11 protein-coding genes are annotated in these 12,994 nt (G+C 75.4%); 8 read left to right on the plus strand and 3 right to left on the minus strand.

All coding sequences use genetic code 11. The features are described from left to right. Positions 1–132: 132 nt before the first annotated feature. From ACZ5GH_RS33305 to ACZ5GH_RS33325, 5 genes are all read left to right on the plus strand, one after another. Positions 133–936 (plus strand): SAM-dependent methyltransferase, encoded by an 804-nt coding sequence (locus ACZ5GH_RS33305; protein ID WP_387753357.1) that lies wholly within the window; start codon positions 133–135, stop codon positions 934–936. Positions 937–1,038: 102 nt separating this feature from the next. Next, on the plus strand, positions 1,039–2,034 hold the full coding sequence (bla, locus tag ACZ5GH_RS33310; RefSeq protein WP_464336148.1) for a class A beta-lactamase: 996 nt from the start codon (positions 1,039–1,041) through the stop codon (positions 2,032–2,034). A gap of 159 nt (positions 2,035–2,193) precedes the next feature. Next, complete coding sequence (locus tag ACZ5GH_RS33315; RefSeq protein ID WP_387753352.1) at positions 2,194–3,081, plus strand: DMT family transporter; 888 nt, start codon at positions 2,194–2,196, stop codon at positions 3,079–3,081. 78 nt (positions 3,082–3,159) lie between these two features. After that, a complete protein-coding gene (locus tag ACZ5GH_RS33320) occupies positions 3,160–4,011 on the plus strand; it encodes an SDR family NAD(P)-dependent oxidoreductase (protein ID WP_387753350.1) in 852 nt (283 codons plus the stop codon). A gap of 7 nt (positions 4,012–4,018) precedes the next feature. Then, on the plus strand, positions 4,019–4,789 hold the full coding sequence (locus ACZ5GH_RS33325) for a polysaccharide deacetylase family protein (RefSeq protein ID WP_387753347.1): 771 nt from the start codon (positions 4,019–4,021) through the stop codon (positions 4,787–4,789). A 65-nt stretch (positions 4,790–4,854) separates the two neighbouring features. Here ACZ5GH_RS33325 and ACZ5GH_RS33330 read toward each other — a convergent pair whose 3' ends face one another. Genes ACZ5GH_RS33330 through ACZ5GH_RS33340 form a run of 3 tightly spaced genes read right to left on the minus strand, consistent with a single transcriptional unit; the run spans position 4,855 to position 8,058 of the window. Continuing rightward, positions 4,855–5,946 carry an MGDG synthase family glycosyltransferase gene (locus ACZ5GH_RS33330; RefSeq protein WP_464336149.1) on the minus strand — a complete coding sequence of 364 codons (1,092 nt, stop codon included), beginning with the start codon at positions 5,944–5,946 and terminating at the stop codon, positions 4,855–4,857. A gap of 12 nt (positions 5,947–5,958) precedes the next feature. Beyond that, positions 5,959–6,903: an NAD-dependent epimerase/dehydratase family protein gene (locus tag ACZ5GH_RS33335; RefSeq protein WP_387753342.1), complete on the minus strand. Its 945-nt coding sequence runs from the start codon at positions 6,901–6,903 to the stop codon at positions 5,959–5,961. A gap of 30 nt (positions 6,904–6,933) precedes the next feature. Further along, complete coding sequence (locus ACZ5GH_RS33340; protein WP_464336150.1) at positions 6,934–8,058, minus strand: DegT/DnrJ/EryC1/StrS family aminotransferase; 1,125 nt, start codon at positions 8,056–8,058, stop codon at positions 6,934–6,936. Between the two features lie 380 nt (positions 8,059–8,438). Between ACZ5GH_RS33340 and ACZ5GH_RS33345 the strand changes: the two genes are divergently transcribed. From ACZ5GH_RS33345 to ACZ5GH_RS33355, 3 genes are all read left to right on the plus strand, one after another. Continuing rightward, positions 8,439–10,640: an MMPL family transporter gene (locus ACZ5GH_RS33345; protein ID WP_464336151.1), complete on the plus strand. Its 2,202-nt coding sequence runs from the start codon at positions 8,439–8,441 to the stop codon at positions 10,638–10,640. A gap of 264 nt (positions 10,641–10,904) precedes the next feature. After that, on the plus strand, positions 10,905–12,266 hold the full coding sequence (locus tag ACZ5GH_RS33350; protein WP_387753334.1) for a sensor histidine kinase: 1,362 nt from the start codon (positions 10,905–10,907) through the stop codon (positions 12,264–12,266). Further along, positions 12,263–12,940: a response regulator transcription factor gene (locus ACZ5GH_RS33355; protein WP_464336152.1), complete on the plus strand. Its 678-nt coding sequence runs from the start codon at positions 12,263–12,265 to the stop codon at positions 12,938–12,940. The genes ACZ5GH_RS33350 and ACZ5GH_RS33355 overlap by 4 nt, the downstream gene beginning before the upstream one ends. The last annotated feature ends 54 nt before the right edge of the window (positions 12,941–12,994 follow it).

Raw genomic sequence — 12,994 nt, forward strand, 5'->3', positions numbered from 1 at the left:
ATCCGAATACAGATTGTCATCTCATGCGTCTCGAATGTTCGTCGTTACCCCCGGGGTGACCGGTTCACGGTTGGCCCCCGCCCGTCCTGGGCAGCAAGCGATCGATCAGGAGCGGAGCGGAGGGAGAGCGCGATGGGCCTCTACGACGGGGTGGACCTGCGGCTGAACGTGCCGCACTCGGCCCGGATGTACGACTACTTCCTCGGCGGCTTCACCAACTTCGCCGCCGACCGCGAAGCCGCCGGGCACGCCCTCGCCGTGGCGCCCTGGCTGCTCACCGGCGCCCGGGTCAACCGGTCCTTCATGCACCGCTCGACCCGGATGCTCGCCGAGGCCGGCTTCGACCAGTTCCTCGACATCGGCACCGGCATCCCCACTTCGCCCAACCTGCACGAGATCGCCCAGAGCGTGCGGCCCGGCGCCCGGGTGGTCTACGCCGACAACGACCCGATCGTCCTCTCGCACGCCCAGGCCCTGCTCACCGGCACCCCCGAGGGCCGCACCGCCTACGTCGAGGCCGACGTCACCGACCCGGCCCGGCTGCTCGCCGCCCCCGGCCTGCGCGACACCATCGACCTCACCCGGCCCGTCGCGCTCTCCCTCAACGCCCTGCTGCACTTCGTCCCCGACGCCCGCGGAGCGTACGAGCTGGTCGAACACCTCAAGTCGGCGCTCGCGCCCGGCAGCGCCCTGGTGATGACCCACGTCACCCCCGAGTTCGCACCCCAGGACATCGCCTCCCTGGTCCGGATATACGCCTCCGGCGGCACCGAGGTCCAGCCCCGCACCCGGCCGGAGATCGCCCGCTTCTTCGACGGCTGGACCCTGCTCGACCCGGGCCTCGCCCCCACCCCGCGGTGGCGGCCCGCGCCCGGCGAGGTCCCCGCCGCCCCCGACGAGGCCTCGGCCTACGCGGCGGTGGCCCTCCGGCCGTGAACCGTCGAACCGGATACGGCCGCTGACGAACCATCGGCGCACGCACCGCGTCCTGGTGATCAAGAAGCGGCTCGCGCCGCGACAGTCGATCAAGGGGGATGCATGTACCCGCAGTCTTCGGAAGTACGCCGCCACAGCCGCCGCGCCGTCCTCGGCCTGGGCCTCGGAGCGGCGGTCGCCGTCACCGCCGCGACCGGCGGAACGGCCTTCGCGACGACCGGCGCAACGCCCCTCGCGGCGCCGGCGAGCGACGACCCGGCCACCGGCAACGGCCTCCACCGGGCCCTGGCCGCCCTGGAGCAGGAGCACTCCGCCCGCCTCGGCGTCTACGGCCGCAGCCTGGTCACCGGCCGGACGGTCCGGTACCGGGCGGACGAGCTGTTCCCGATCTGTTCGGTCTTCAAGACCGTCGCCGTCGCCGCCGTCCTGCGGGACCTCGACCGCGACGGCGAGTTCCTCGCCCAGCGGATCCGGTACACCACCGAGGACGTCACGCGGGCCGGCGGCACCGTCGGCGTCGAGGGCGGGGGCGGTGCGCCGATCACGGGCCGGGAGGTGAACCTGGCGAACGGCATGACCGTCGCCGAGCTGTGCGCCGCCACCATCGACTACAGCGACAACGTCGCGGGCAACCTGCTGCTCCGCGAGCTCGGCGGGCCGACCGCCGTCACCCGGTTCGCCCGCTCGGTCGGCGACCGCGTCACCCGCCTGGACCGCTGGGAGCCCGAGCTCAACACCGCCGAGCCCGACCGCCGCACCGACATCACCAGCCCGCGCGCCATCGCCCTCACCTACGGCCGGCTCGCGCTCGGTGACGCCCTGCCGCCGGCCAAGCGGGACCAGCTCGTCGCCTGGCTGCGCGCCAACACCACCAGTACCCGCCGGTTCCGCAGGGGCCTCCCGGCGGACTGGGCCCTCGCCGACAAGACCGGCACCGGCCGCCACGGCACCACCAACGACGTCGGCATCGCCTGGACCCCGGCGGGCGCCCCCGTCCTGCTCTCGGTACTGACCACCAAGCCGGCGGACGAGGCTGCTCCGATGGACGAGCCCCTGGTCGCCCGGACGGCCACGCTGCTCGCGGGCGCCCTCGGCTGACCGGACCCTCCCACCACCCCGTCGGCCCGCACCGCGCGGTGCGGGCCGACGGGTCGTCCCGGTGGTACCCCTCACCCCCTTCGTCCCACCCGTGCGCCCCGGTTCGGCCGGGCACAGACTGGTGGTGGATCGAAGCTGCCCCGCGAGGCTGGGAGAGGCATGCTGCTGGGACTCACCACCGCGTTGGCCGCGACCGTCTGCTTCGGCTTCGGGGCGGTCTTCCAGGCGCGCGGGGCGCGGTCGGCCCCGCGCGCCGACCGGGTGCGGGCGGGCCTGCTGGCCGCGCTGGTGCGGTCCTGGCAGTTCGTCCTCGGCACGGTGCTGGACATCGTCGGCTTCGTGCTGAGCATCGTCGCCCTGCGCACCCTCCCGCTCTTCCTCGTCCAGGCCGTCACCAACGCCAGCCTCGCCGTCACCGCCCTGGCCGCCGTCCGGCTGCTGGGTGCGCGGCTGCACCGGAGCGACCTCGCGGGCATCCTCGCCGTGGTCGTCGGCCTGACCCTGCTGGCGCTCGGCTCCGGCCGGGAGGGCCGCGACCACGCCGCGCCCGCCTTCCACTGGGCGCTGCTCGCCGCCACCGCCGTGATGCTGCTGGCCACCGTGGTCCTGGCGCGCCGCGAGGGCGACGCGGCCGCGGCCGGCCTCGGGCTGCTGGCCGGGGTCGGCTTCGGCGTGACCAGCCTGGCGGTGCGGGTCCTGGACGCCTCCGGCCCGGTCGCCGTGCTCACCGATCCCGCGGCCTACGCCCTCGCCGTCGGCGGCCTCGGCGGCTACCTCGCCTACGCCCTGGCCCTGCAGCGCGGCACGGTGACGGCCGCGACCGCCGCCGGGACGGTGACCGAGACCTTCGGCCCGGCGCTGGTCGGCGTGACGGCGCTCGGGGACGCCGCGCGCCCCGGCTTCGAGTGGTGCGCGCTGACCGGCTTCGTGGTGGCGGTGGGCGGCACCTTCGTACTCTCCCGGTTCGGCGAGCCGGAGGGCGAGTCCGCCGAGCTGTCGGCCCCGCGCCGGGGCGCCGGGACGGAGCCCGCCGTCCCGCCCCGGTAGCCCGGACGGCTCCGCCGTGCGAAGGTGACTTGCCGGACAAAACGGACGGCGACACGGTCACAGAGCGGCAGGTGCCCGATGGCGGAGGAGCCCCATTCCCGACCCCGGCGGTCGGACCCGAAGGACGGCACGGACCCCGCCGATCCCAGGGATCCCGCGGATACCGGCGGCCCGGCCGGCCCGACCCGCCGCCCCGTCGCGCTGATCACCGGCGCCTCCTCGGGGATCGGTTACGCCACCGCCACCCGACTGGCCGACGCCGGCTGGCTCACCCTGCTCTCCGGCACCGACCGCGCCCGCCTCGACGACCTCGCCGAACGCACCGGCGGCCGCGCCCTGCCCGAAGACCTGAGCAAGCCGGACGGCCCGGCCCGCCTCGCCGAGGCCGCGCTGGCCGGGACCGGCCGGGTCGACGTCCTGATCGCGAGCGCCGGGCTGGGCTGGCGCGGCCCGTACGCGCGGACGCCCTCCGACACCCTGGACCGGATGATCGAGGTCAACCTCGCCGCCCCGCTGCGCCTGGTCCGCCTGCTGCTGCCCGGCATGCTGGAGCGCCGGCACGGCCGGATCGTGCTGCTCGGCTCGATGGCCGGCCAGGTCGGCGTGCGCGACGAGGCGGGGTACGCCGCCACCAAGGGCGGGCTGACCATGTTCGCGGAGAGCCTCTGGTACGAGCTGCGCGGCACGGGGGTGGGGGTGCGCCTGGTGCTGCCGGGGGCGGTGGACACCGCGTTCTTCGACCGGCGCGGCACGCCGTACCAGCGCGAGCGGCCGCGTCCGGTCCCGGCGGAGCGGGTGGCGGACGTCGTGGTCGCGACCATCACCACCGAGCGCGACCGGCTCTACGTCCCGCACTGGCTGGGCTTCCCGGCCCGCATCCACGGGGTGGCCCCGGGCGTGTTCCGCCGGATGGCCTCGCGCTTCGGGTGAGCGCCGGTTGAGCACCGCCGCCGGCCGCCCCGGGACGCTCGCCGCCGCGGCGCTCGGCGTCGCCGCCGGCGTCGAGTTCCTGCACCTCGCCCCGGCCGCCGTCCGGCTGCCGCCGCTGCGCCGGACCCTGGCCCGCCGCACCGCCGGCCACGGCACCGCGCCGGGCCACGTCGCCCTCACCTTCGACGACGGCCCCGACCCCCGCAGCACCCCGTACGTCCTCGACGCGCTGGACGGCCTCGGTGCCCGCGCCACCTTCTTCCTGCTCGGCGCCATGCTGGAGCGCGCCCCCGCGCTCGGCCGCGAACTGGTGCTGCGCGGCCACGAGGTGGCCGTCCACGGCTGGCACCACCGGCCGCAGTGGTACCCGGACCCGCTCCGCGACCTGCGCGAACTGCGCCGCGCCAGCGAGGCGGTGACCGGACTCTGCGGGGCCCGCCCGCTCTGGTACCGCCCGCCGTACGGCGTGCTGACCGCCGGCCCCGCCCTGGCCGCCCGCCGTCTCGGCCTGCGCAGCGTGCTGTGGACGGCCTGGGGCCGCGACTGGACGGCGGAGGCCACCGGCGAGTCCGTCTACGCGACCGCCCGCCCGGGCCTCACCGCCGGCGCCACCCTCCTGCTGCACGACTCCGACTGCACCTCCGCCCCCGACTCCTGGCGCGCCACCCTCGCCGCCCTCCCCCTGATCGCCGCCCACTGCCGCACCCACCACCTCACCCTCGGCCCCCTCCGCGACCACGGGGTGCCCCCGCCGGCCGGCGGGAACCGTCGGATGTGACGGACGCGCCGGGCGAGCAGGGGTGCCCGACTCGGCCCGCCCGTCACGGCCCCCGCCCGCCCCTGCTATCCCAGCCCGACCCGCCGCAGCGCCGCCCCGAACCCCGACTGCCAGGCCTCCGGTGTCGCACCGGCGGACGGCGCCGGCTCGGGGCGGCCGAGTGCGGCCAGGGCGTTGCGGACCACCTCGGCCGGGTGGGCGGTGGCGACGTCGGCGTGGCCGAGTTCCAGTTCGTGCTGGAGGTTGTCGCGCCCGTGCCCCTGCACCACGTCGAGGAGGAGCAGCCGCCGGCCCAGGGCCCGGGCCTCGCTGCAGGTGTCGCCCGAGCTGGTGACCACCAGGTCGGCGGCGGCCATCAGGGCGGGGACGCGGTCGGTGTAGCCGAAGGGGTGCAGCCGGGGCTCCCGGCGCGCGGCGGCCCGCAGCCGGCGCTCCAGTTCCCGGTTGCGCCCCGCCACGGCGAGTACGTGCGGCCCGGCGGCGGCCAGCGAGGCGGCGGTGCGGGCGAGCGGGCCGAGCCCCCAGGAGCCCGACATCAGCAGCACGCACGCGGCGCCGGCCGGCACGCCCAGCTCGGCGCGCGCCGCGGTCCGCGCCGGCGGCGCGTAGAACGGCTGCCGCAGCGGTGCCGGGACGACGACGATGTCGGCGTCCGGCCGGTACCGCCGCACCGCGCACGCGGCGACCTCCGAGGTGACCAGGAACAGGTCCGTCCCCTCCTGCACCCAGAGCCGGTGCGGCGTCACGTCGGTGCAGAACACGAAGTGCCGGAACTCCCGCACCGGAGCCTGCCGCAGCAGCCGGTCGACCGCCGAGGTCGCGGTGGCGAACACCGACACCACCAGCTGCGGCCGCTGCTCCTCGACCAGCCGCCGCAGCGCCGGGACCAGCCGGCTGCGCGCCGCCGCGTCCGCGAGCAGGGCGAGCCGGGTGCCCGGCCGCAGCGCCGAGAAGTGGAAGGCGTCGTACACCCCGGGCAGGTCGAGCAGTCGGCGGAACACCGCCTCCCCGGTCGCGCCCGAGCGCTGCCCGAGCAGGGCCATGGCGTCGACGGTGCGGGTGGTCCAGCCGCGTTCCCGCAGGGTGTCCGCGCAGGCCTGCGCCATCACGTCGTGGCCCTGCCCGAGCGAGCCGGAGACCAGCAGGGCGTGCGGCATCGGGCGGCTCCGTCAGGCGCCGGCGGCCGGGCCGGCGGTGGCCCGGTACCAGTCCGCGTAGCGCCGCACGCCGTCCGTGAAGTTGGTCCTCGGCGACCAGCCCAGCAGCCGCTTGGCCTGCGCCGAGGAGATCCGCCGCCCCGCGTAGTCGGCCTTGCGCCCGTCGATGTGCTCGATGGTGACGGGCCCCAGCAGGCCGTCCACGGTGTCGGCGATGTCCCGCACCGAGACGGCCGTCGAGCCCTCCAGGGCGAAGGTCTGGTCCTCGGCGGCGGGGGAGAGGGCCCGGACGTGGGCGTCGGCGAGGTCCTCGACGTAGACGAAGTTGCGGCTCTGCCGGCCGTCCCCGGCGATGGTGATCGGCCGGCCGGCCAGCGCGGCCTGGACGAACCGGGCGACGACCAGTTCGTCCCGCATCCGGGGCCCGTACGGGATGCCGTAGCGCAGGATGGTGAAGTGCTGCCCGTAGAGCTCGCGGTAGCTGTGCACCAGCATCTCGGCGGCGAGCTTGGTGGCCACGTACAGGTGGCCGCTGTGCTCCAGCTCGATCGGCACGTGCTCGTCCAACTCCTGCTCCCCTCCTTCGAGTTGCTCGTCGGCGAGGGCGGCTCCGTACACCCAGACGGTGCTCGCCAGCACGGTCCGGCTGAGGCCGCTGCGGCGGGCGGCCTCCAGCACGGCCTCGGTGCCGTCGATGTTGGTCCGCACCGCGCGGACCGGGTCCGCGCAGACCTGCTCGACGTCGGCCATGGCCGCCAGGTGGTAGACCACCTCGCTGCCGGCCAGTGCCGCGGTGAGGGCCTTGAGGTCGAGGACGTCGAGCCGCGCGTGCTCGGCGTCCGGGTTGAGGTACTTGTCGGTGGTGTCCACCGCGAGGACGTCGTGGCCGGCCGCGATCAGGTGGTCCACGACGTGTGAGCCGATGAACCCGCAGCCCCCGGTGACGGCTATCCGCACGATCTTGCTCCCTTCGCTCCGGCTGCCCGGCTATCCGGCCAGTCGCCGGTACACCGCGGAGACGGCGTCGACCACCTGCTCCGTCTCGTCCTCGGTCATGTCGGAGTGCACCGGCAGGCAGACCTGCCGGGCGCAGACGTCCTCGGCCACCGGCAGCGGCCCGCGCCGGTACGGGGCGAGCACCGGCTGGAGGTGCAGCGGCAGGTCGTAGACCTCACCGGACAGCCGCACGCCGTACTCCTCGGCCACCGCCCGCTTGAACTCCGCGCGGTCCACCCCGGAGGGCAGCAGCGCCACGTACTTGTAGTAGTTGCCGCGGCAGCCGGGTGGTTCGAGCACCGGGTCGAGGCCGTCCAGCCCGGCCAGCGCCGCGTCGTAGCGGCGGGCGACGGCCCGGCGGGTCTCGATGAACTCCTTCAGCCGGCGCAGGTGCACCGCGCCGATCGCGGCGTGCGGCTCGCTCATCCGCCAGGAGTAGCCGAGCTTCACGTGGTGGTTGGTGGTGAAGGAGCCCTTGCCCTGGTCGCGGTGGATCCGGGCCTCGTCGCGCAGCTCCGGCGACTCGGTGAGGATCATCCCGCCCTCGCCGCTGGTGGTGACCTTGGTCGGGTAGAAGGAGAAGGCCCCGGCCAGGCCGAAGGTCCCGGCGGCGCGCCCGTCGAAGCTGCTGCCGTGGGCGTGCGCGGCGTCCTCGACCAGCGGGACGCCGCGCCGGTCGCACAGCGAGCGCAGGTCGTCGACCCGCGGGCCGACCAGCCCGCCGATGTGCACCAGGACGACCGCGGCGGTGTCCGGGGTGAGCGCCGCCTCCAGGGTCTCGGGGGAGAGCGCGAGGGTGGCGGGGTCGACGTCGGCGAAGACCGGACGTCCGCCCGCGTGCACCACCGCTCCGGCGGTCGCGTAGAAGGTGACGGCGGGGACGACCACGTCGCGGCCCCGGACGTCGATGCCGCGCAGGATCACCTCCAGCGCCGCCGTGCCGCTGCTCACCGCGACGGCGTACGAGGCGCCGTGCTCGGCGGCGAAGGCCTGTTCGAAGCGCTCGGTCCACGGACCGAGGGTCAGCGCCCCGGTGGTGAGCATCTCGGTCACCGCTTCGGCGACCGCCGCGCGGTCGCTCTCGTCGAACACGATGCGGGCGGCTGGAACGCCCATGGGGCACCTCCGGCGGCGGGCTGCGAAAGCAGCACCGATCGGGTGGGATCCTCCCGAACCGCACGTCGGCGGACGGGTCAGGTCACATCACGCTACTTCGCCCACCGGTCCGCGGCCCGCCGTCGCGGCCCGCACGGGTGACCGGAACTGCTTCCGCCGCAGGTGGGGGCGCTGCTCCGGGCGCAGGGCGTGCGCTCCTCCGTACGGGGGAGGGGACTACTGCGTCCGTAGTACGCAAACGGCCTGCGCAGGGACGACGACGGAGCAGGGGTCGGCGATCAAGGATTGGCCATGCTGCGGCGGACCGCGTCCATCCGGACGTCAGGCCCGCCGTGGCGCGTCCCGTTTCCGAGACCGCATCCGAAGGAGTCCGCTCTCCCGTGGCCACGTTCCTCTACCGTCTGGGCCGATGGACCTTCGTCCGGCGCCGGCTGGTGACCTTCCTCTGGGTCGCCGTGCTGGCCGCCGTCGGGGTCCTGGCGGCCAAGGCGCCCGCCGCACCCGACGACGGCTTCGCGATGCCCGGCACGGAAGCGCAGAAGGCCTTCGACCTGATGAACGAGCGCTTCCCCGGCGGCCACGCCGACGGGGCCTCGGCGCGCCTGGTGTTCGTCGCCCCCTCCGGCCAGAAGATCACCGCCGCCCCCAACCAGCAGGCGGTCGAGCGGACGGTCGACGAGCTCGCCGGCTCCGAGCAGGTCACCGCCGCGGTGAACCCGTTCAGGACGCAGGGCGCCGTCTCCGCGGACGGCAGCACCGCGTACGCGGCGGTCAGCTACTCCGCCAAGGCGGGCGAGGTCTCCAAGGGCGCCACCGACGCCCTGGAGCAGGCCGCCCAGCACGGCCGGGACGCCGGGCTCAAGGTCGAGATCGGCGGCACCGCCCTGATGGCCAAGCCCGAGGCGGGCGGCAGCAGCGAGGCGATCGGCATGGCGCTGTCCGCCGTCGTACTGGTGATCACCTTCGGCTCGCTGCTCGCGGCCGGCCTGCCGCTGCTCACCGCGGTCGTCGGCGTCGGCCTCGGCATGGCGCTGATCACCGCGCTGGGCAGCACCCTGGGGCTCTCCGCCACCACCGGCACGCTCGCCATGATGCTCGGCCTCGCGGTCGGCATCGACTACGCGGTGTTCATCGTCTCCCGCTACCGCGCCGAGCTCGCCGAGGGCCGCACGCCGGAGGAGGCGGCGGGCCGGGCCGTCGGCACCGCCGGGTCCGCGGTGGTCTTCGCCGGCCTCACCGTGGTCATCGCGCTCGCCGGCCTCTCCGTGGTCGGCATCCCGGTCCTGGCCAAGATGGGCATGGCCGCCGCCGGCACCGTGGTGATAGCCGTGCTGGTCGCCCTCACCCTGGTCCCCGCGCTGCTCGGCTTCCTCGGCCGCAAGGTGCTCCCGCGCAAGGCCCGCAGGGCCCGCGGCGCGGCGGCCCCGGCCGCGAAGGAGAACGGCGGTGCCCGCTGGGCCCGCTTCATCCTGCGCCGCCCGCTCGCGGTGCTGCTCGGCGGTGTGATCGGCCTCGGCGTGCTCGCCGCCCCCGCGCTGGACCTGCGGCTCGGCCTGCCGGGCGACGAGTCGAAGCCCACCTCCACCACCCAGCGCCGCGCCTACGACCTGCTCTCCGAGGGCTTCGGCCCCGGCTTCAACGGCCCGCTGACGGTCATGGTGGACGCCAAGGGCGTCGCCGACCCGAAGGCCGCCGCGGGCGAGGTCGCCAAGAAGGTCTCCGGACTGCCCGGGGTCGTCGCGGTGACGCCGCCGATGTTCAACCAGGCGGGCGACACCGCCCTGCTCAACGCCGTCCCGGCGACCGGCCCGAGCGAGGCCGAGACCAAGGACATCGTGCACGCCATCCGTGCCGACGCGGCCGGTCTGAAGTCGGCCACCGGGGCGACGGTCCTGGTCAGCGGCACCACGGCGATGAACATCGACGTCTCGCAGAAGATGTCCGACGCGCTGGTGCCCTACCTCGCCGTGGTCGTCGGCCTCGCCGTCATCCTGCTGATGGTGGTCTTCCGCTCCGTCCTCGTCCCGCTGAAAGCGGCTCTCGGCTTCCTGCTCTCGGTGGTCGCCGCGCTCGGCGCCGTGGTCGCGGTCTTCCAGTGGGGCTGGCTGGCCGACCTGATCGGGGTGGAGCAGACCGGCCCGGTGATGAGCATGATGCCGATCTTCATGATCGGTGTGGTCTTCGGCCTCGCCATGGACTACGAGGTCTTCCTGGTCACCCGCATCCGCGAGGGCTACGTCCACGGGGAGCAGCCCGGCGAGGCGATCGTCACCGGCTTCCGGCACAACGCCCGGGTGGTCACCGCCGCCGCGTTCATCATGATCGCCGTCTTCGCGGGCTTCATCGGGATGAGCGAGCCGATGATCAAGATGATGGGCCTGGGCCTCGCCGCGGCCGTCGCCTTCGACGCCTTCCTCGTCCGGATGACCATCGTCCCGGCCGTCCTCGCCCTGCTCGGCCGCCGCGCCTGGTGGCTGCCGCGCTGGCTCGACCGGCTGATACCGGACGTGGACGTCGAGGGCAGCAAGCTGGCGACCACCGCGCCCGAGCCGGCCCCGGCCCGGGAGTCGGTCCCCGTCTAGACCGCCACCGTCGCGGCCTGGCCCCGGCACCGCCCGGGGCCAGCGGACAACACCCGGGCCTGCCCCGGTACCGCCGGGGCAGGCCCGGGCCCTCTCGGCTCGGACAGTGGTTCGAGCCCAACCGTTACCGTTGCTGTCGGGGGCCACCGCCCGTACGGAGGCTCCCCGACGCGCCCCGCCACGGCTCTGCCGGGCCCCGCGCGGCACGAACTGGAGCCGCCCGCCGACGGGCGCGGCCGGCGCCCCCGACCGGAGAGCACGACCATGAGCGAGACCTGGCAGCGCCTGCGCCGCGACCACCCCCGGCTGCTCGACGCGGCCGGAGGCGTGGCCCTGATCACGGTCACCGCCCTCGGCGCCACCACCGACCAGGCCGCCGGGAAGTTCGTCAAGGCCGACCCGACGACCTGCGCCCTCGCGCTCGTCGCGGCCCTCACCGTCTTCTTCCACCGCCGCTGGCCGCGCGCCGTGGTCGCCGTCACCCTGCTCTGCACCATGCTGCTCGCCTGGAGCAGCCCCCGGCTCACCCCGATGCTGGCCACCCCGCTGCTTCTCGCGCTCTACTTCCTCGCCGTCCGCACCGACCGGGCCACCGCCTTCCGCGCCTCGGTCCTCACCGCGGTGCTGCTCACCGGGATCGCCCTGCTGTTCGGCCCCAGCGGCCCGGTCGGCGAACGGATCGGCGTCCTGGCCTGGGCCCTGCTGCCCGGCGCCCTCGGCGACTCCATCCGCAACCGCCGCGCCCACCTCGCGGCCATCGAGGAGCGCGCCGAACGCGCCGAGCGCACCCGCGAGGAGGAGGCCCGCCGCCGGGTCGCCGACGAGCGCATCAGGATCGCCCGCGACCTGCACGACGTCGTGGCCCACCACATAGCCCTCGCCAACGCCCAGGCCGGCATCGCCGTCCACCTCATGGACAACCACCCCGTCCAGGCCCGCGAGGTGCTCAGCCACATCACCGACGCCACCGGCTCGGCCCTCCAGGAACTGCGCGCCACCGTCGGCCTGCTGCGCCGCGCCGAGGAGCCCGCCCCGCTCGAACCCACCCCGGGCCTCGACCGGCTGCCCGAGCTGATCAACACCTTCGAGCGGGCCGGCCTGCCGGTCCGGCTCACCGTGGACGGCGAGGCCCGCCCGCTGTCGCCCGGCGTGGACCTCACCGCCTTCCGGATCGTCCAGGAGTCGCTGACCAACGTGGCCAAGCACGCCCACGGCGCCGACGCCGAGATCACCCTGGCCTACAGCGGCAGCCGGGTCGCGGTCAGCGTCGCCAACGGCCGCCCGACCGCGACCGGCCGCCCCCGCGCCGTGCCCCTGCCCCAGCACCCGCCGAGCGAGGGCGGCTTCGGACTGATCGGCATGCGCGAACGGGCCGGCGCGGTCGGCGGCCGGCTCAGCGCCGACCGGCGGCCCGACGGCGGCTTCCTGGTCACCGCCGAACTGCCGCTGCGCACCGGCGCCCGCGACGACGGCCCGGAGGCCGCCGGAGCCTTCACCGCCGCCGACGTCGCCCGGGCCGCCCGGGCCGTGCGCACCGCCGGTACCGATCACCCGACACCAGCCGAAGGACAGGCCGGCGCCGCCCGAGCGGACGGCGCCGTTCGAGAGGACAGGGACCACGCATGACCATCCGGGTACTGCTCGCCGACGACCAGGCCCTGCTGCGCGGCGCCTTCCGCCTGCTGATCGACGCGGAGGAGGACATGGAGGTGGTCGGCGAGGCCGCCGACGGCCGGGAGGCCGTCGCGCTCGCCCGGGCCACCAAGCCCGACATCGTGCTGATGGACATCCGGATGCCCGGCGTCGACGGCCTCGGCGCCACCGCCGAGATCTGCGGCGACGAGGAGCTGTCCGGCACCCGGGTGCTCATCCTCACCACCTTCGAGATAGACGAGTACGTGGCCCAGGCGCTGCGCGCGGGCGCCGGAGGCTTCCTCGGCAAGGGTGCCGACCCGAAGGAGCTGCTCGCCGCCGTCCGCACCGTCGCGGCGGGCGAGGCACTCCTCTCGCCCGCCGCCACCCGGGCCGTGATCGACCAGTTCCTGGCCCAGCCGGAGCCGGCCTCCGCCGCGCCCACGAGCGAGCGGCTCTCGGTCCTCACCGCCCGCGAGCGCGAGGTGATGTCGATGGCCGCCACCGGCCTCACCAACGAGGAGATCGCCGAGCGGATGTTCGTCAGCCCCTTCACCGTCCGCACCCACGTCCACCGGGCGATGTCCAAGCTCGACGCCCGGGACCGCGCCCAGCTCGTCGCCATCGCCTACCAGACCGGCCTGGTCCCGCCCGGCCGCCCGGCCTGAGCCGCCCGCTCCGAGCCGCTCGGGATGGGGCAGGGCCGGGGCCGGGTCAGGCCT

This window comes from Kitasatospora sp. Xyl93 (assembly GCF_055383135.1).

Bases quoted from the DNA above. Each gene is read 5' to 3' on its own strand.
- ACZ5GH_RS33305 (WP_387753357.1), top strand. From the start codon at position 133: ATGGGCCTCTACGACGGGGTGGACCTGCGGCTGAACGTGCCGCACTCG.
- bla (WP_464336148.1), top strand. From the start codon at position 1,039: ATGTACCCGCAGTCTTCGGAAGTACGCCGCCACAGCCGCCGCGCCGTC.
- ACZ5GH_RS33315 (WP_387753352.1), top strand. From the start codon at position 2,194: ATGCTGCTGGGACTCACCACCGCGTTGGCCGCGACCGTCTGCTTCGGC.
- ACZ5GH_RS33320 (WP_387753350.1), top strand. From the start codon at position 3,160: ATGGCGGAGGAGCCCCATTCCCGACCCCGGCGGTCGGACCCGAAGGAC.
- ACZ5GH_RS33330 (WP_464336149.1), bottom strand. From the start codon at position 5,946: ATGCCGCACGCCCTGCTGGTCTCCGGCTCGCTCGGGCAGGGCCACGAC.
- ACZ5GH_RS33340 (WP_464336150.1), bottom strand. From the start codon at position 8,058: ATGGGCGTTCCAGCCGCCCGCATCGTGTTCGACGAGAGCGACCGCGCG.
- ACZ5GH_RS33350 (WP_387753334.1), top strand. From the start codon at position 10,905: ATGAGCGAGACCTGGCAGCGCCTGCGCCGCGACCACCCCCGGCTGCTC.
- ACZ5GH_RS33355 (WP_464336152.1), top strand. From the start codon at position 12,263: ATGACCATCCGGGTACTGCTCGCCGACGACCAGGCCCTGCTGCGCGGC.